At 73.2% G+C, this 17444-nt stretch carries 14 protein-coding genes; 9 read left to right on the top strand and 5 right to left on the bottom strand.

From position 1 onward, the window contains the following. The first annotated feature begins 315 nt into the window (after positions 1–315). Entirely contained in the window at positions 316–1338 is a 1023-nt protein-coding gene (locus AC3EVP_RS00855) for an ATP-binding cassette domain-containing protein (protein WP_335981670.1), read from the top strand. After that, entirely contained in the window at positions 1335–2198 is an 864-nt protein-coding gene (locus tag AC3EVP_RS00850; protein WP_335981668.1) for an ABC transporter permease, read from the top strand. Before AC3EVP_RS00855 ends, AC3EVP_RS00850 begins: the two co-directional genes overlap by 4 nt. A gap of 69 nt (positions 2199–2267) precedes the next feature. Here the strand turns inward: AC3EVP_RS00850 and greA are convergent, their stop codons facing one another. Beyond that, positions 2268–2765: a transcription elongation factor GreA gene (gene greA / locus AC3EVP_RS00845; protein WP_335981662.1), complete on the bottom strand. Its 498-nt coding sequence runs from the start codon at positions 2763–2765 to the stop codon at positions 2268–2270. A 202-nt stretch (positions 2766–2967) separates the two neighbouring features. Between greA and AC3EVP_RS00840 the strand changes: the two genes are divergently transcribed. Then, positions 2968–3486 (top strand): hypothetical protein, encoded by a 519-nt coding sequence (locus tag AC3EVP_RS00840; RefSeq protein ID WP_435124774.1) that lies wholly within the window; start codon positions 2968–2970, stop codon positions 3484–3486. Positions 3487–3510: 24 nt separating this feature from the next. On the opposite strand, the gene AC3EVP_RS00835 is transcribed toward AC3EVP_RS00840, so the two are convergent. Continuing rightward, complete coding sequence (locus tag AC3EVP_RS00835; protein WP_335981658.1) at positions 3511–3939, bottom strand: DUF4307 domain-containing protein; 429 nt, start codon at positions 3937–3939, stop codon at positions 3511–3513. Between the two features lie 129 nt (positions 3940–4068). On the opposite strand from AC3EVP_RS00835, the gene mca reads away from it, so the two are divergent. Then, positions 4069–4941: a mycothiol conjugate amidase Mca gene (gene mca, locus AC3EVP_RS00830; protein WP_335981656.1), complete on the top strand. Its 873-nt coding sequence runs from the start codon at positions 4069–4071 to the stop codon at positions 4939–4941. A gap of 29 nt (positions 4942–4970) precedes the next feature. Next, complete coding sequence (locus tag AC3EVP_RS00825; protein WP_335981653.1) at positions 4971–5198, top strand: hypothetical protein; 228 nt, start codon at positions 4971–4973, stop codon at positions 5196–5198. Positions 5199–5268: 70 nt separating this feature from the next. Here the strand turns inward: AC3EVP_RS00825 and AC3EVP_RS00820 are convergent, their stop codons facing one another. Further along, a complete protein-coding gene (locus AC3EVP_RS00820) occupies positions 5269–8577 on the bottom strand; it encodes a tetratricopeptide repeat protein (protein WP_435124769.1) in 3309 nt (1102 codons plus the stop codon). 78 nt (positions 8578–8655) lie between these two features. Then, positions 8656–9453 carry an AraC family transcriptional regulator gene (locus AC3EVP_RS00815; protein ID WP_435124766.1) on the bottom strand — a complete coding sequence of 266 codons (798 nt, stop codon included), beginning with the start codon at positions 9451–9453 and terminating at the stop codon, positions 8656–8658. A gap of 52 nt (positions 9454–9505) precedes the next feature. On the opposite strand from AC3EVP_RS00815, the gene AC3EVP_RS00810 reads away from it, so the two are divergent. The 3 genes from AC3EVP_RS00810 (at position 9506) to AC3EVP_RS00800 (ending at position 14531) form a co-directional block, all read left to right on the top strand. After that, a complete protein-coding gene (locus AC3EVP_RS00810) occupies positions 9506–10843 on the top strand; it encodes a CynX/NimT family MFS transporter (protein ID WP_488179782.1) in 1338 nt (445 codons plus the stop codon). A 398-nt stretch (positions 10844–11241) separates the two neighbouring features. Further along, positions 11242–12285 carry an inositol polyphosphate kinase family protein gene (locus AC3EVP_RS00805; protein WP_435124761.1) on the top strand — a complete coding sequence of 348 codons (1044 nt, stop codon included), beginning with the start codon at positions 11242–11244 and terminating at the stop codon, positions 12283–12285. A 212-nt stretch (positions 12286–12497) separates the two neighbouring features. Continuing rightward, positions 12498–14531, top strand: a complete 2034-nt coding sequence (locus tag AC3EVP_RS00800; protein WP_435124758.1) for a thioredoxin domain-containing protein — start codon at positions 12498–12500, stop codon at positions 14529–14531. Positions 14532–14655: 124 nt separating this feature from the next. Here AC3EVP_RS00800 and trhA read toward each other — a convergent pair whose 3' ends face one another. Beyond that, the gene (trhA, locus tag AC3EVP_RS00795; RefSeq protein WP_335980783.1) at positions 14656–15354 is read right to left on the bottom strand and encodes a PAQR family membrane homeostasis protein TrhA; all 699 of its coding nucleotides are present in this window, start codon (positions 15352–15354) and stop codon (positions 14656–14658) included. A 238-nt stretch (positions 15355–15592) separates the two neighbouring features. Here trhA and AC3EVP_RS00790 point away from each other — a divergent pair, with 238 nt between their 5' ends. After that, positions 15593–17419: a phosphoenolpyruvate carboxykinase (GTP) gene (locus AC3EVP_RS00790; protein ID WP_435124754.1), complete on the top strand. Its 1827-nt coding sequence runs from the start codon at positions 15593–15595 to the stop codon at positions 17417–17419. The last annotated feature ends 25 nt before the right edge of the window (positions 17420–17444 follow it).

The raw sequence follows: 17444 nt of genomic DNA, 5'->3' as shown, positions 1-17444 counted from the left end.
TGACCTGACCTGACCTGGCGTGGCTTGACCTGGGCCGTCCTGGCCTGACCGCTCACTCGCTCACCCGCTCGCCTGGTCCGATCGGCCCGACGTTCCCGGGGCCGGCGGCGAAAACAGTTGACGCGATATATCGCGTCTGCCATAGTCGCGAACTATCGCGAGGGTGCCGGCCGCCGATGAGTTTCGGTCGGCGCACCGGTCGAACGGGGAAGCGGGACCCGGCCGCGCGCACGGCCGCCGGGCGTTTTGACCGCGCGTACCCCGGGACAACCCCCCGCGGACGTGTACACACGGACAACCGACGGGAGCGAAGACATGGCCGGCGCCATCTACGCCGAGGGTCTGGTGAAGACCTTCGGGGACGTCAGGGCACTGGGGGGAGTGGATCTCGACGTGCCGGAGGGCACCGTCCTCGGCCTGCTCGGCCCCAACGGGGCGGGCAAGACCACCGCCGTCCGCGTCCTGACCACCCTGCTCCGCCCGGACAGCGGCAGAGCCGTCGTCGCGGGCATCGACGTACTCAAGCACCCCAACGAGGTCCGCCGGCACATCGGGCTGTCCGGCCAGTTCGCGGCCGTCGACGAGTACCTGACCGGCCGGGAGAACCTCCAGATGGTCGCGCAGCTCTACCAGCTCGGCGCCAAGCGGGCCCGGGCCCGCGCCGACGAGCTGCTGGAGCGGTTCCACCTCGCCGACGCCGCCAACCGCGTCTCCAAGACCTACTCCGGCGGCATGCGGCGCCGGCTGGACCTGGCCGCGGCCCTCGTGGTCAGCCCGCCGGTGATGTTCATGGACGAGCCCACCACCGGACTGGACCCGCGCAACCGGCAGCAGCTGTGGGAGGTCATCCAGGAACTGGTCGCCGGCGGTACCACGCTGCTGCTGACCACGCAGTACCTGGAGGAGGCCGACCACCTCGCCCACGACATCTGCGTCATCGACCACGGCGTGGTGATCGCCCGCGGCACCGCCGACCAGCTCAAGGCGCAGACCGGCGGCGAGCGGATCGAGGTCGTCGCCCACGACCACAGCCGGATCGAGGACACCGTGGCCGTACTGGTCCGGTACGGCCGGGGCGGCCAGGACGCCGTCAGCGTCGACCGGCACACCCGCAAGGTGACCGTGCCGGTCACCGGCGGCGCCAAGCTGCTCGCCGAGGTGATCCGCGAACTGGACGCCGAGAGCATCGAGATCGACGACATCGGGCTGCGTCGCCCCACCCTCGACGACGTGTTCATCTCGCTGACCGGGCACACCGCCGAGGAGTCCGAGGCGCGGGCCGCGCGGGACGGCGACGGCGGCCCGGACTCCGCATCCTCGAAGGAGACCGTGAAATGAGCGTCGCCACCGGCACCCCGGACAGCCCGCGGACCACCCTCGCGCCGACCCCGCGCGGCGGCGCGCTCGGCTCGCTGCACGACTCCCTGGTCGTCGCCAAGCGCAACCTGCTGCGGATGATGCGCATCCCCGAGGTCGTGATCTTCGGCCTCTTCCAGCCGATCATGTTCGTGGTGCTCTTCAGCTACGTCTTCGGCGGCTCGGTCAACGTCGGCGGGTCGTTCAGCGCCTCGGACTACCGCAACTTCCTGATGGCCGGGATCTTCGCGCAGACCGTGACGTTCGCCACCGCCGGCGCCGGCGCGGGCATCGCCGACGACATGCACAAGGGCCTGATCGACCGGTTCCGCTCGCTGCCGATGTCCCGCGGCGCGGTGCTCACCGGCCGTACCCTCGCCGACCTGGTGCAGACCGCGCTGACCGTCGTGGTGCTCGCCTGCGTCGGGCTGCTCGTCGGCTGGCGCATCCACAACGGCCTGCCGAAGATGTTCGGCGCCTTCGCGCTCCTGCTGCTGCTCGGCTACGCCTTCTCCTGGATCGGCGCGCTGATCGGCCTGACGGTGCGCACCCCGGAGGCGGCCACCTCCGGCGGCCTGGTCTGGCTCTTCCCGGTGACGTTCGTCTCGAACGCGTTCGTCTCCCCGCAGAACATGACGCCCTGGCTGCGGCACGTCGCGGAGTGGAACCCCTTCAGCGCCACCGTCCAGGCCTCCCGCACCCTCTTCGGCAACCCGGGCGTCGTCCACTCCTCGGCCTGGCCGATGCAGCACCCGGTATGGGCCTCACTGGCCTGGTCCGTCCTGATCGTCGCGGTCTTCCGCACCCTCGCCGTCCGCAAATACCGCTCCGCCACCGCCTAGCCGCAGCGCAGCCCCGGCCGTCGGGGGACGGGCGGGGCTGCTGCGGGGGCGGGTGGGGGGAGGAGGGGGTCAGCCCTGGTAGGGCTTCACGTCGAGGACCTTCACCGCTGCCGTCTTGCCGTTCGGCAGTTCGTACGTGGCGTCCTCGCCCTTGCGCTTGCCGGTCACACCGCGGCCGAGCGGGGACTGCGGCGAGTACGTCTCGAGGTCGCTGCTGACACCCTCGCGCGAGCCGAGCAGGAAGGTCAGGGTGTCGTCCGGGTCGCCGTCGAAGGCGATGGTCACCACCATGCCGGGCGCCACCACGCCGTCGTCGGCCGGCGCCTCGCCGACCTTCGCGGTCTCCAGGATCTGGTTGAGCTGCCGGATGCGCAGCTCCAGCTTGCCCTGGTCCTCACGCGCCGCGTGGTAGCCGGCGTTCTCCTTGAGATCGCCTTCCTGACGAGCTTCCTCGATCTTGGCGACGATCTCGGCGCGGGCCGGACCAGACAGGTGCTCCAGCTCGGCCTTGAGCTGGTCGTACGCCGCCTGGGTGAGCCAGGTGACGTTGTCGCTGGTCTGGGTCACTGGTGCTCCTCGTCGATACGGTCATGCGGTGTTCTGGTGCGTGTCCCCTCCCGGTGCACAAGTGCATTGCCACCCGGCGCCGGGACGAAACCACGAGCCTAACAATTCCTGACCGGCGAGGCTGCCCCATATGCGGTTACATCGTGTGCGGCGGAACACCCCCCGGTGCCGACCGCGCCGCCACCGTGTCGAAAGGGGCGCCATGCCGGACGACCCGCACCAGCACGCACCGTACGCGCCCCTCGGCGTGCCGCGGCAGCGCCTGCTGTTCGGCGGGGTCTACGGCACGGTGCTGGCCAGCTCGCTCGCCTCCGCCCTGGACCAGGACACCGGGCAGCCCGACCCCCGCTACGACGCGCTGTGGATTCTGGTGGCCGCGCTCACCGCGGCCGCCGCCCACGGCTACGCGCACACCATCGCCCACTGGACCGCGGGCGGGCGGCGGCCCACCGTGGAGACGCTCCGGTCGATGCTGGACGAGTGGCCGCTGGTCGCCGCCGTCGCCCCGACACTGGTCGCGCTGCTCGGCGCGTCGGCCGGGTGGTGGAGCGAGAGCGGCGGCGTCGGCGTGGTGCTGCTGGTCAACACCGCGACGCTCTTCGGCTGGGGCCTGTGGGCGGCCCGCGCGGCCGGGCAGCGCTGGGCGCCGTCCTGCCGGGTCGGCATCGTGGACGTGGTGATCGGCCTGGTCATCGTGGGCGCGAACGCGCTGACCCACTGAGCCCGGCCACCGGCCGGACCCGGATCAGCTGTTCTTCGCCGACTGGCAGCCGACCAGTTCGCCGGTGCTGCCGGTCGCGGTGGTGCGCAACGTCACGATCGTGTCGACGTCCTTGGCGTGCTCGCTGATCCGCACGTCCTTGCGGCCGACCTCGTTGTGGTCGTCGTCCTGGGAGCGGACGGTGCACACCACGGTCGTCCCGGCGCCCTTGTGGACCTCCAGGTGGATCTGGAGGGAGTGCGCGGACACCGCCTGGAAGGACACGACCTGCGCGCTGATCCGGCTCTCCTGGAGGGAGTGCCAGCCGAAGTAGCCGACAGCCGCGGCCAGCAGCACGCCCAGCACGACCGCGGCCCTGCGCAGCGCCCGGTCCTTGCGTGCGTCGGCGTCTGCGCCGCCGCCGTACCGCCCCTCGGGCAGCGACGGTGCCGGACCCGGCTGCACGGCCGTCATGATCGTCCTCCCGTCGGGGACCGCGGAATTAATCGCCCCCGTCTCCCGTCACTATAGGAGGTGCCCCCGGCCGTTGTTTCGGAGGGGATCGAGACTGTTGTGATGACCGGAGACATAAGGAAGCCAGCCTTGACCGATCAGCTTCGACTGATGGCCGTGCACGCCCACCCCGACGACGAGTCGAGCAAGGGCGCCGCCACGATGGCCAAGTACGTGTCCGAGGGGGTCGACGTGCTGGTGGCGACGTGCACCGGCGGCGAGCGCGGCTCCGTCCTCAACCCCAAGCTCCAGGGCGACCCCTACGTCGAGGAGCACATCCACGAGGTCCGGGCCAAGGAGATGGACGAGGCCCGGCAGATCCTCGGCGTCAAGCAGGCGTGGCTGGGCTACGTGGACTCCGGGCTGCCCGAGGGCGACCCGCTGCCGCCGCTGCCCGAGGGCTGCTTCGGCCTGGTGGACGTCGACACCGCCGCCGGCACGCTGGTGAAGCTCATCCGCGAGTTCCGGCCGCACGTCATCACCACCTACGACGAGAACGGCGGCTATCCGCACCCCGACCACATCATGACCCACAAGATCTCGATGGCGGCGTTCGAGGCGGCGGGGGACCCCGAGCGCTACCCGGAGGCGGGCGAGCCGTGGACCCCGCTGAAGCTCTACTACAACCAGGGCTTCAACAAGGCCCGCACCCTCGCCCTGCACGAGGCGCTGCTCGCCCGCGGCCTGGAGTCGCCCTACGAGGACTGGATCAAGCGGTTCGAGCAGTCCGACCGGCCCGAGCGGAACCTCACCACGCACGTGCCGTGCGGCGAGTTCTTCGAGATCCGGGACAAGGCGCTGCTCGCCCACGCCACCCAGATCGACCCCGACGGCGGCTGGTTCCGGGTGCCGATGGACGTCCAGCGCGAGGTCTGGCCCACCGAGGACTACGAACTCGCCCGCTCCCGGGTGGACGTCTCCCTCCCCGAGGACGACCTGTTCGCGGGCGTTCGCGGGGCCTGACTGCGGGGAGCTTTCCGGTCTGAGCAACAATGGAGGGCGTGACTGACTACCACGCCCTCCACCCGCTCGTCCCGCTCGCCCAGGAGCTCGACAAGAACAAGGTGACCCCGGGGCTGCTCGGATTCGTGGTCTTCGCGGTGATCGCCGTCGGCCTGTGGGCGCTCATGAAGAACATGAACAAGCAGATGAAGAAGATCGACTTCGAGGAGCAGCCGGCCCCGGAGCCCAAGCCCACCATCCCGGCGGCCCGCGACTAGGGCGTCATCCAGTACGCCGGCAGCCGGTACTCCACCGGCCGGCACCCCACCGGGCCGGTGTCCGCCGCCCCTACGTGGGCACCGCCATGACCATGCGGGCGGACCTCGTCGGGGTCATGCCCAGCTCCCACGCGTTCCAGGGCGACCCGGGGACGATCGAGCCGCGCGCCAGCAGGAGCAGATACGCCTCCGCGTACTCCGCCAGGTCCGGGTCGCGCTCGGGGAAGGACGCGGCGAGCAGCGCCCGCAGCTCCTCGTCCGCGCGGGCCGCGCCGTCCGGCCCGGCCGGGTCCGGGGCCAGCAGCGGCAGCACCGTGGCCCGCAGGAACACCGCCCAGTCGTGGCCGCGCCGGTCGCCGAGCCCGGCGAACAGCCCGCCCGCCTCGTCCAGCAGCGACAGCGCCTCCAGCAACCGCCCGTTGCCCGCGTCGATCACCGCCAGCTCCACGCACGACCACGCCTCGCCGTGCGCCACCCCGATCCGCCGGAAGTCCTGCCGCGCGTCCTGGAGCAGCTGCCGGGCGAAGCCGCTGTTGCGCAGGTTCCCGGTCCGGGCCGCCCGCTGGTCGCGGGTCACCCGCGCCGAGTGGTGCCGGGCGCAGGCCAGCCCGTAGACGTCCCGCATCCGGGAGAACATGCTGCGCGCCCGCTCCAGGGTGCGCAGCGCCGCGTCGGTGTCGCCGCTCTCCTCCAGCGCGTGCCCGAGGTAGTACAGCGTCCACGCCTCGCCGCGGGCGTCCTCCGTCGCCCGGTGCCGCTGCACCGCCTCGTCCAGGTCGTGGGCGGCCTCCCGGGCCTGGCCGCGCATCAGCCGCGCGCGGGCCAGCTGGGTGAGCGTCCACGCGGTGCCGCGCGGGTCGCGGGCCAGCGCGTAGCACCGCCCGGCCGCGCGCAGCTCCTCCTCGCCCTCGTCCAGCCGGCCCAGCCGCAACTGCACCTGCCCGAGTTGGAGGTGCGCCCACGCCTCGCCCTGCACGCTCTCGTTCTCCCGGTGCAGCGCCAGCGACTCCTCCAGCAGCGCGAGGGCCTGGACGACCTCGTCCCGGTCGCGCAGCACCGCGCCCAGCGCGTGCAGCGTCCACGCCCGGTCCTCCTCCAGGCCCGGCGCGCCCTGGATGTCGACCGCCTCGCGCAGCCGCAGCTCGGCCTCCTTCAGGTTGCCCTGGTGGTGCAGGGTGATGCCGAGGCTGTCCAGGGCGCGGGCGGCGCCGGCCGGGTGCTCCGCCTCGAAGTACAGGTCCACCACGGCACTGAGGGTCGACTTCGAACGGTCCAGCTCGCCCAGCTGCCGGGCCGCGATGCCGGTGCGCCACTGCACCGACCGCACCAGCACCGAGCGGTCGCCCTCGGGGCCCGAGCGGCCGCCGGCCGCCTGCTGCGCCTGGGCCATCTCGCTGATCTCGCCGAGCCGGTACAGGTCGCCGCGCAGCAGGCAGTAGTCGCACAGCGCGCCCAGCAGCGCCTGCACGGCGGCCTGGTCCACCCCCGCGGTGTCGCGCAGCGCGGCGGTGATGAACGACGACTCCTCGTCCAGCCAGCGCAGCGCGAGGTCGAGGGAGGCGAAGCCGTGCGGGCCGAACCGCCCGGCGCGGGTCGACGTCTTCCCCTCGACCAGCCGGATCACGGTGTCGGCCAGGTCGGCGTAGGAGCGGATCAGCCGCTCGTGGGCGGCGGCGCGCTCGACCGGGTCCTCCTCGTCGAGCAGCCGCTCGGCGGCGAACGCCCGGACCAGGTCGTGCGGCCGGTAGCGGCTGCCGCGGACGTTCTCCAGCAGTCCGGCGGCGGCGAGTTCGGCCAGGCGGCGGCCGGCCTCCTGCTCGTCGGTGGCCAGCAGCGCCGCCGCGGCGGCCGCCCCGAAGCTGGCCCGCCCGGCGAGCGCGAGGCGGCGCAGCAGGCGGCGGCCCGGCTCGGGCTGGTCGTGGTAGCGCAGGGCGAGCACCCGGTCGACCGGGTCGCGCGGCCCGAACACCTCGATGTCGTCGGCCAGTCGGGCCGCGCCGCCGTGTGCGGCGAGCCCGGAGCCGGCGATCCGCAGGGCGATGGGCAGCCCGGCGGTCAACGCGCGCAGCCGCTCGGCCTGTTCGGGCGGCGCGGTGTCCGTGCCGGCCGCGTCGGCGATCTCGCCGAGCAGTTCGAAGGTGTCGTCGAGGTCCAGCGGGCCCACGGGCAGGTGGTGGACGACCGCGCCCGGCACGTCGGGGTCGAACGGTTCCGCGGCGGTGACCAGCACCAGGCTCTCGGAGCGCTCGGGCACCAGCGGCCGGACCTGCTCGGCGTCGGTCGCGTCGTCCAGCACGATCACCACCGGGACACCGGTCAGGTGCTGCTGGTACTGCTCGGCGAGGCGGGTCAGGTGCTGGCCGTGGTCCTGCCGCTCGGGCCGCTCCCGGAACAGCAACTGGTCGCGGGGCGCGCCGAGCCGGTTGAGCAGGTGCAGCAGCGCGTCCCGGACCGGCAGCGGGCTGGGCCCCGCGCCGCGCAGGTCCACCACGCACGCGCCCTTGAACTGGTCCCTCAACTCCCGTGCCGCGCGCACCGCCAGGGAGGTGCGGCCGCCGCCTGCCGGACCGTGCAGGACAACGACCGTGGGCCGTACGGCAGTCGAGGCACGGGACTGGTGCACCCACTTGGCGATCCGGGCGAGGTGGGCCCGGCGGCCCGCGAACGGGCCCTCGGACTCGGGGAGTTGCTGGAAGGACTGCTCCAGGACGGCGCGGGTGCGGGCGGCGGCGCTGCGGTCGCCCCCGCCGCGCCGGGTCTTCGCCACCGGGGGCCGCTCGGCCGCGCGCGGCGGCGGGGGAGCGGGGGCGTGGTGGGCGGCGGCCGGCTCCGGTGGCGGCGGGGGCACGGGCGCGGGGGCGGCCGGCTGCGGCCGCTTCGGTGCCGCGGCCTTCGCCGCCGGGGGCGCCTGCGCCTGCCGTACGAACGGTCCTATGGCGCGTTCCTCCACGGCCGCCAGCCAAGCGGCCCTGGCCTGCGCGGCGCCGGCCGGCAGCGCCTGGTGGGCCCGCAGCGTGCGCAGCGCCGCGACGGCGAAGGTGGCGGCCGCGGCGACCAGCGCGGTGGTCACGGCCGCACCGGCGGACAGGCCGTGCGCGAGGTCCACGCAGAACGCGGCCACCGCCGCCGTGATCGCGGCGAGCCCCGGGACCGAGCCCGGCGCCGCCGCCGACACATGGGACGCCGCCCGGCCCTCGCGCAGCGCCGTACGGTAGGCGGCGTACTCCGCCGGAGCGGCGGCCGCCAGCGTGTCCAGCTCCTTGCGGCCGCGCGCCAGCAGCCCGCGCCGGTCGCCCGCGGCGCCGGCCGCCGCCCGCCGCAGCAACCGCTCCACCTCGGCCCGGTCCGCCCCCCGCAACGCGCTCCGCGTATCCGCCACATGCCCTCCCGTTGCCTTCCGGCCCCCGTGGCATACGACAGTCCACGGGTAGTAGGAGGTTCCCGTACCGGCCCCGCCTCAACCCCGCCGCGGCGTCCGGCTCTCCTCCCGTGCGGGCTCGGACGGGGCGCTCAGCGAGCGCTGGTAGCGGCCGGGGCTCTGGCCGACGAGGGAGGTGAACGCGCCGATGAAGGCGCTCGGGTTGGCCCAGCCGCACGCGGCCGCGGTCCGGGTGACGGACTTCCCGTCGGTGAGCAGCAGCAGGGCCCGGTGGATGCGCAACTGGGTGCGCCACTGCACGAAGTTCATCCCGGTCTCGCTCTTGAACAGGCGGTTGAGGGTGCGCTCGCTGGCCCCCACGCCGCGGCCGAGCGCGGCGAGCGTGGCGGGCGCGGACATGTCCTGCTGGACGAGCCCGGTCACGGCCACGAGGCGCGGGTCGTGGGGCGCGGGCAGGTGCAGGGGCTGTTCGGGCGCGGCGACGACGTCGTCGATGACGACGCGGCGCAGGCGGGCGCGGGCGGCTTGGGAGCGCGGTTCGCCGGCGGTCAGCGCGAGGACGGCCTCCCGGGCCAGCGGCGTCATCGCGAGCACCGCCGGGCGCGGCGGCAGGAGCTCCGCCAGCCGGGGCGCCAGGAAGACGATGCGCATGTCGGTCGCGCCGTGCGCCCGGTGCTCGTGCGTGAAGCGGGCCGGAATCCACACGATCCGGTTCGGCGGCGCGACCCACGCCCCGGCCTCGGTGACCATCGAGAGCACTCCCGAGGCCGGGTAGACCAGGTGGCCGCGGGTGTGCGCGTGCGCGTGGGTGCGCTCGTCGTGCCCGAGCAGGAGGTACTGCTCCGGGCGCGTCGACGTGTGTCGGGTTTCGGGCATCACGCGTCAGATTAACAGTGGTCGGCCCAGGCGGCAGGGCGTTGACTTGACGGTGTCCACCAGGCAGAAGGCGCTGGTCACGACAGGTGAGGGAGACAACGTGGAGACGCGTGAGAGCGACCGGAGCGCGGTCGGCGGGACGGGTGGCCCTTCCCGGCCCGAGCACCCCGGCGACCGGTCGGCGCGCACCCCCGTACGTACCGCGGTGCTGGCCGGCGGCCTGCTGCTGACCGCCCTGAACCTCCGCCCCGGGGTCGCCTCCATCGGGCCGGTCCTGTCCAGCATCCGCGACGACCTGGGACTTCCGGCGTCCGTGGCGAGCCTGCTGACGACCATCCCGATCGTCGCGTTCGGCGCGTTCGCGTTCCTCACCCCAGCGCTGACCCGCCGCTTCGGCATGCACCGCCTGCTCGGCCTCACGATGCTCGCGCTGGCCGCGGGCATCGCGCTGCGGCTCCAGCCCAGCCTGGCCGGGCTGTTCACCGGCACCGTCCTGGTGGGCGCGGCGATAGCCGTCGCCAATGTCGTCATGCCCGCGGCGGTCAAGCGCGACTTCGCCCGCCAGTCCGGGCTGATGATGGGCCTGTACTCGACGGCCCTGTTCGTCGGCGCCGCCCTCGCCTCGGGACTCACGGCGCCGCTGGCCTCGGCGGTCGGCGGGTCCTGGCGCGCGGCGCTGGCGGTGTGGGCGATCCCCGCGGTCGTCGCCTTCGGCGCCGTCCTGCCGCAGATGGTCCGCGCGCCGCGGCGCGACCCGCGCACGCGGGAGGTTGCCGACGCGCCCTCCGAGCGGGGCGAGCCGACGTTCCGGGCCCTGTTCAAGGACCCCGTCGCGATCGCGGTGACGACCCTCATGGGCACGCAGAGCCTGGCGTACTACGCCTGCCTGACCTGGCTCCCGACGCTGTTGCAGGACCACGGCACGGACCAGCACACCGCCGGCTGGCTGATCGCCTACTCCGCCTTCCCCGGGATCGTGGCGGCGCTGCTCGTCCCCGGGATGGCCCGGCGGATGCGCCCCACCTGGCTGCCGGTGCTGCTGTCCGTCCTGCTCACCGGCGCCGCCTACCTCGGCCTGGGCACCGCGCCGGTGGCCGGCGCCTACGTCTGGATGACCCTGCTCGGCCTCGGCCAGGGCGCGGCGATCAGCCTGTCCCTGACGTACATCGTGCTGCGCTCCCCGGACGCGCGGCACACCGGCCACGTCTCCACGATGGCGCAGGGCGTCGGCTACCTCTTCGCGGGCCTCGGCCCGGTCGGCATCGGCCTGGTCCACACGCTCACCGGCGGCTGGGGCGTTCCGCTGCTCGTCCTCGGTGCGCTGCTGCTCCTGCAACTCGCCGGCGGCATCGCCGCCAGCCGCGACCGCCACGTCCTCACTTCCCGGTAGCCGCTGCCGGGTGGGGGTTCCGGCAGTACCTGCAACGGCGGTGCCTTCCGCGCCGCGGTGGACCGGGGTTCTCCCGACGTGGCAGCGGATGCGGCCCGCCCCGGCAGAGCCGACGGTGGAGTCGGCCTCACCTCCCACCCCTGACCCCCGTGCGACGGGTACGCGGACCACCCGGAGGACGCGCGTCCACCCCGAGAGCGGGGCGGACGGGGAGCGTGCCGGGGCATCGGCGCCGCCGATGGGCCACGCTGTGCGGGCTGACCGGGCAACGGTCAGTTCCCGCCGTGAGTAGGGTCGTTGACACCGCTCGATCCCATTGCGTCAGCTGTTGACACTCCGATATTCATGGCTGTGTCGTCGTCATGCCGGGCCGGGAAGGTCCGCTGGAAGGGGCAGCTTTGTACTCGCACGGAGATCGGCGCGACATCGGACACGAGTCCGCCGCCCGGCGCGGCCCGGTGCACCCGGACAGCACGGCGGCCCGTCCGCAGGAGGCAGCCGGTTCCATCGCGGCGATGATGCGGACGGTGCAGGGGGCCGCGGGAAACGCCGCCGTCGCGCAGCTCGCCGCGGGCGGGTGGCGCAGCCGGTCGGCGGGTGGCGTGCAGGCGATCCAGCGGGCTGCACGCGCGGCCGCACCCAGCCGGACCGTCCAGCGTGCGGAGGAAGAGGCGACCGGCGGGCACGGCGGGATGGAGTGGCGTGCCGGCGGCAGCATCATCGGAAAGCCCACGAACGAGGTGGAGCGGGACTTCTACGCCGACATGCGCGCGGGCAAGCACCCCGCGTTGGACGGAGTGGCACCCGCTTCGTACACCGCCGAGCAGGTGGAGCAGAAGGACGGTAAGAAGGGCGACGACGCGACCCACATCTACATCGCGAACCTGACGTCCGGCATGACGAAGCCGAAGCTCCTCGACATCAAGGTGGGCGAAAGCACCGCAAGCAAGCAGGAACTGCTCGCCAGCATGTCGAAGGCCGACGCCTGGAAGAAGAAGATGAAGCTGAAGGTCGCCGACGCGGTGACCGGCTCCGCGAGCCGCGGCTACCGGGCGGTCGGCGGCACGGGCCTCAAGGGGAAGAGCCGACGCGAGATCGGGCGGGCGTCCGAGAAGATCGTGGGCGGCTTCGCCGAGGAGGGCAGTGTCCACGACGTCCTCGTGGAGAAGCTGATGCACGTCCGGGAGGCCGCGAAGAGCTCGGGCCTCGCCTTCATCGCGGCGAGCGTGCTCATCGCGGTGGACGAGGAGCCCGCCGAGGGCACCTCGGCGACGTCCGCGAAGCTCAACCTGATCGACTTCGCGCACACGTTCGGCCCCGGGCGGATGAGCGCCGACCAGGTGAAGAAGTACCAGCAGCGCTTCGACCAGGGCATGGCGAGCCTGATCGAGGCCGTGCAGGCGGCGGGCAACACCAAGGCGGCGCCGGAACCGAGTGCGTAGGGCCGCGGGCGCGGACGGCCGCCTCACGCGGCAGTTCGACCATGGCGCGAAGCACCGGTAACGCGTTCGAGGAGCCTCGGCGGTTCCGGCGCTGCGCGCACCAGCCTACGGAACTGCACGGCCGGCACACCTGATCCGGAACGGCTGCGGGCGTTGGCGACGCGGCCGGGTGGCTGGGCCCGGCCCGCGGGGGATCGTGCGACGATGGCGGCATGAACCGACTGGGCAACTCGCAGTCGCCCTACCTGCTCCAGCACGCGGACAACCCGGTGGACTGGTGGCCGTGGGGGGAGGACGCCTTCGCCGCCGCGCGCAAGCGGGGGGTGCCGGTGCTGTTGAGCGTGGGCTACAGCAGTTGCCACTGGTGCCATGTGATGGCTCACGAGTCCTTCCAGGACGAGGCGGTCGCCGCGTACCTGAACGAGCACTTCGTCGCGGTCAAGGTGGACCGGGAGGAGCGGCCGGACGTCGACGCGGTGTACATGGAGGCGGTGCAGGCGGCGACCGGGCAGGGCGGGTGGCCGATGACGGTCTTCCTCACCCCCGACGGGGAGCCGTTCTACTTCGGTACGTACTTCCCGCCGCGCGCGCGGGGCGGGCTGCCCGGGTTCCGGGAGGTGCTGGAGGGCGTCGTCGGCGCGTGGCGGGAGCGCCGCGAGGAGGTCGGCGAGGTGGCCGCCCGGATCGTCCGGGAACTGGCCGAGCGGGCCGGGGCGTACGGCGGCGCGGCCGGCAGCGTGGGGGAGGGCGAACTCACCGCGGCGCTGGTGGGTTTGACCCGGGCGTACGACGAGACGCACGGCGGGTTCGGCGGTGCCCCGAAGTTCCCGCCGTCGATGGCGCTGGAGTTCCTGCTGCGCCACCACGCCCGTACCGGCGCCGAGGGCGCCCTGCGCATGGTGCGGGACACCTGCGAGGCGATGGCCCGCGGCGGGATCTACGACCAACTCGGGGGCGGCTTCGCCCGGTACGCCGTGGACCGCGCGTGGCAGGTGCCGCACTTCGAGAAGATGCTCTACGACAACGCGCTGCTGACCCGGGTGTACGCGCACCTGTGGCGGGCCACCGGCTCCGACCTCGCCCGCCGGATCGCCCTGGAGACCGCGGACTTCATGGTCGCCGAACTCGGCACCGCCGAGGGCGGGTTCGCCTCCGCGCTGGACGCCGACAGTGACGACGGCACCGGCCGCGGCGTCGAAGGCGCCTACTACGTGTGGACGCCCGCCCAACTGGCGGAGGAACTCGGCGCGGCCGACGGGGAGTTCGCCGCCGGCTACTTCGGAGTGACGAAGGAGGGCAACTTCGAGGAGGGCACCTCGGTGCTGCGCCTGCCGCAGGGCAACGGCGTGGTGGACGCCGACCGGGTGGCCGCCGTACGCGAGCGGCTGCTCGAAGCCCGGGCCCGCCGCCCGCGGCCGGGCCGGGACGACAAGGTGGTCGCCGCCTGGAACGGCCTGGCCATCGCCGCACTCGCCGAGACCGGCGCCTACTTCGACCGCCCCGACCTGGTGCAGGCCGCGGTCGACGCCGCCGACCTGCTGGTCCGGGTCCACCTCGACGTGCACGGGCGGCTGCTGCGCACCTCCCGCGACGGCACCCCGGGCACCAACGCGGGCGTGCTGGAGGACTACGGCGACGTCGCCGAGGGCTTCCTGGCGCTCGCCTCCGTCACCGGCGAGGGCGTCTGGCTGGACTTCGCCGGCCTGCTGCTGGACACGGTGCTCACCCGCTTCACCGCGCCGGACGGCACCCTCTACGACACCGCGGACGACGCGGAGGCGCTGATCCGCCGCCCGCAGGACCCCACGGACAACGCGGTGCCCTCCGGGTGGAACGCGGCGGCCGGCGCCCTGCTGTCGTACGCCGCGCACACCGGGTCGGAGCGGCACCGTACGACCGCGGAGCGCGCGCTCGGGGTGGTGGGCGCGCTGGCCGCCCGCGCGCCGCGCTTCGTCGGGTGGGGGCTGGCGGTGGCCGAGGCGATGCTCGACGGGCCGCGCGAGGTGGCGGTCGTCGGCGCGGTCGGCGACCCGCTCACCGAGGAACTGCACCGCACCGCGCTGCTGGCCGCGGCGCCCGGCGCCGTGGTGGCCGTCGGGGAGGAGGGCGCCGGGGAGTTCCCGCTGCTGCGGGGCCGCCCGACGCGGGCCGGGCGCGCGGCGGCGTATGTCTGCCGCAGGTTCGTCTGCGACGCGCCCACCTCCGACCCGCGCGCCCTGCGCTCCCACCTGCGGGCCGACGACTAGGAGCCCGCGCCGCCGGCGCTGCCCCGCAGAGCATACGAAAGCCCCGCACTCCCGTGGTCGGGAATGCGGGGCCTTGCGGGGTTTGCGGGGGGCGGGTCGAGGAGGGGCGGAGTGGGGCGGCGGGTCAGTTGTGGCTGTAGGCGACCAGCGAGATGCCCACGTAGTGGACGATGAACGCCACCAGCGTGAAGGAGTGGAAGACCTCGTGGAAGCCGAACCAGCGCGGTGAGGGGTTCGGGCGCTTGAAGCCGTAGACCGCCGCGCCCGTGCTGTAGAGGATGCCGCCGACGACCACGCAGACCATCACCGCGACCCCGCCGGTGCGCAAGAAGTCCGGCAGGAAGAAGACGGCGACCCAGCCGAGCGCGATGTAGCAGGGCGTGTAGAGCCAGCGCGGGGCGCCGACCCAGAAGACCCGGAAGGCGATGCCGGCCAGCGCGCCGGCCCACACCAGCCAGAGCAGGAGTTCGGAGGTGCCTCCCGGCAGCAGCAGGATCGTCAGGGGGGTGTAGGTGCCCGCGATGATCAGGAAGATGTTCGCATGGTCAAGTCGTCGCAAAATTCCGGCGCCCCGCGGCCCCCAGTTGCCGCGGTGGTAGAGCGCGCTGACGCCGAAGAGCGCGCAGGCGGTGACGGTGAAGACGGCGCAGGCGATCCGTCCCCTGGTGCTCTGCGCGAAGGCGGTGAGCACGACGCCGGAAATCAGGACAGCGGGGAACATTCCCGCATGCAGCCACCCTCTGAGCTTGGGTTTCGTCAGGGCGGGCAGTCCGACCGGAACAACGGCGGAGCGGGCGTCGTCGGTCTCGTCGACAGCGGTCATGTCGCGGATACTACCTACGAGATCGTAAGTTACTCGTAAGTAACATTACCGCTCTCCGAGTGGTGATGGTCACGCTGCGCGCCCTGGACGGAATCATTTGATGAGGGACATACTCATTTGAGTGCGGTCGGCACCGGATGAGCACACCACGAACGCGTCCGGGCCGCAGCCCCCACGGGGCCGAGACAACACCCTCACACCACGCCGGTCTGTGCGGACCCGGCGGGACGGAGCGATCGTGGCGCGCGGTATTACGGCTCCCACCAACCATCAGGAACTGATCGACTGGGTCGGCGAGATCGCCGACCTCACCCAGCCCGACGAGGTCGTCTGGTGCGACGGCTCGGAGGAGGAGTACCACCGCCTCGCCGGTGAACTCGTCGCCAAGGGCACCTTCACCAAGCTCGACCCGGCCCTGCGCCCCAACTCGTACTACGCGGCGTCCGACCCCACGGACGTGGCGCGGGTCGAGGACCGGACCTTCATCTGCTCGCGGCGCGAGGCCGACGCGGGCCCGACGAACCACTGGAAGGCGCCCGCCGAGATGCGGGAGATCTTCACCGGCGCCCCCGGCAGCGGCGAGGGCGGGCTGTTCCGCGGCGCCATGCGCGGCCGGACCATGTACGTGGTGCCGTTCTGCATGGGCCCGCTCGGCTCGGAGCTGTCGGCGATGGGCGTGGAGCTCACCGACTCTGCCTACGTCGCGGTGTCGATGCGCACCATGACCCGGATGGGCCGCCCGGTGCTCGACGCGCTGGGCACCGACGGCGCCTTCGTCAAGGCCGTGCACTCCGTCGGCGCCCCGCTCACCGACGGCCGGACCGACGTGCCGTGGCCGTGCAACAGCACGAAGTACATCTCGCACTTCCCCGAGGACCGCGAGATCTGGTCCTACGGCTCCGGCTACGGCGGCAACGCCCTGCTCGGCAAGAAGTGCTACGCGCTGCGGATCGCCTCGGTGATGGCCCGCGACGAGGGCTGGCTCGCCGAGCACATGCTGATCCTGAAGCTCACCCCGCCGCGCGGGGAGGCGAAGTATGTCGCCGCGGCCTTCCCGTCGGCCTGCGGCAAGACCAACCTCGCCATGCTGGAGCCGACCGTCGCCGGCTGGAGCGTGGAGACCATCGGCGACGACATCGCCTGGATGCGGTTCGGCGCGGACGGCCGGCTGTACGCGATCAACCCCGAGGCCGGCTTCTTCGGCGTCGCCCCCGGCACCGGCGAGCACACCAACGCCAACGCGATGAAGACGATGTACGGCAACGCGGTCTTCACCAACGTCGCGCTCACCGACGACGGCGACGTGTGGTGGGAGGGCATGACCGAGCAGCCGCCGGCCCACCTCACCGACTGGAAGGGCGAGGACTGGACGCCGGAGCGCGGCACCCCGGCCGCCCACCCCAACGCCCGCTTCACGGTGCCGGCCGCCCAGTGCCCGATCATCGCGCCGGAGTGGGAGGACCCGCGCGGGGTGCCGATCTCCGCGATCCTCTTCGGCGGCCGCCGCGCCTCGGCGGTGCCGCTGGTCACCGAGTCCTTCGACTGGCAGCACGGCGTCTTCCTCGGCGCCAACGTCGCCAGCGAGAAGACCGCCGCCGCCGAGGGCAAGGTCGGTGAGCTGCGCCGGGACCCGTTCGCGATGCTGCCGTTCTGCGGCTACAACATGGGCGACTACTTCGCCCACTGGCTCAAGCTCGGCAAGGAGCACGACCCGGCGAAGCTGCCGAAGATCTACTACGTCAACTGGTTCCGCAAGGACGCGGCCGGGCGCTTCGTGTGGCCCGGGTTCGGCGAGAACAGCCGGGTGCTGAAGTGGATCGTGCAGCGGCTCAACGGCGAGGCCGACGGGGTGCGCACCCCGATCGGGGTGCTGCCGGCCGACGGCTCCCTCGACCTGGACGGCCTGGGCCTGACCGCGGACGACCTGGAGCTGCTGCTGAGCGTCGACCGCGAGGTGTGGCGGGAGGAGGCGGCGCTGATCCCGTCCCACCTGGAGACCTTCGGCGCCCACGCGCCCACCGAGCTGTGGGAGGAGTACAAGGCCCTGGTCTCGCGCCTGGGCTGAGCGGTCACCCGGGCCGAGCGGTCGG

The sequence above is a fragment of the Actinacidiphila sp. bgisy144 genome (assembly GCF_057708105.1).
Note: the sequence above shows the minus strand (reverse complement) of the source record. Positions and strands in the feature narration are given on the sequence as shown.

Coding starts and splice junctions, on each gene's coding strand:
- AC3EVP_RS00855 (WP_335981670.1), top strand. CDS start 316: ATGGCCGGCGCCATCTACGCCGAGGGTCTGGTGAAGACCTTCGGGGAC.
- AC3EVP_RS00850 (WP_335981668.1), top strand. CDS start 1,335: ATGAGCGTCGCCACCGGCACCCCGGACAGCCCGCGGACCACCCTCGCG.
- AC3EVP_RS00840 (WP_435124774.1), top strand. CDS start 2,968: ATGCCGGACGACCCGCACCAGCACGCACCGTACGCGCCCCTCGGCGTG.
- AC3EVP_RS00835 (WP_335981658.1), bottom strand. CDS start 3,939: ATGACGGCCGTGCAGCCGGGTCCGGCACCGTCGCTGCCCGAGGGGCGG.
- AC3EVP_RS00825 (WP_335981653.1), top strand. CDS start 4,971: ATGGAGGGCGTGACTGACTACCACGCCCTCCACCCGCTCGTCCCGCTC.
- AC3EVP_RS00815 (WP_435124766.1), bottom strand. CDS start 9,453: ATGCCCGAAACCCGACACACGTCGACGCGCCCGGAGCAGTACCTCCTG.
- AC3EVP_RS00800 (WP_435124758.1), top strand. CDS start 12,498: ATGAACCGACTGGGCAACTCGCAGTCGCCCTACCTGCTCCAGCACGCG.
- trhA (WP_335980783.1), bottom strand. CDS start 15,354: ATGACCGCTGTCGACGAGACCGACGACGCCCGCTCCGCCGTTGTTCCG.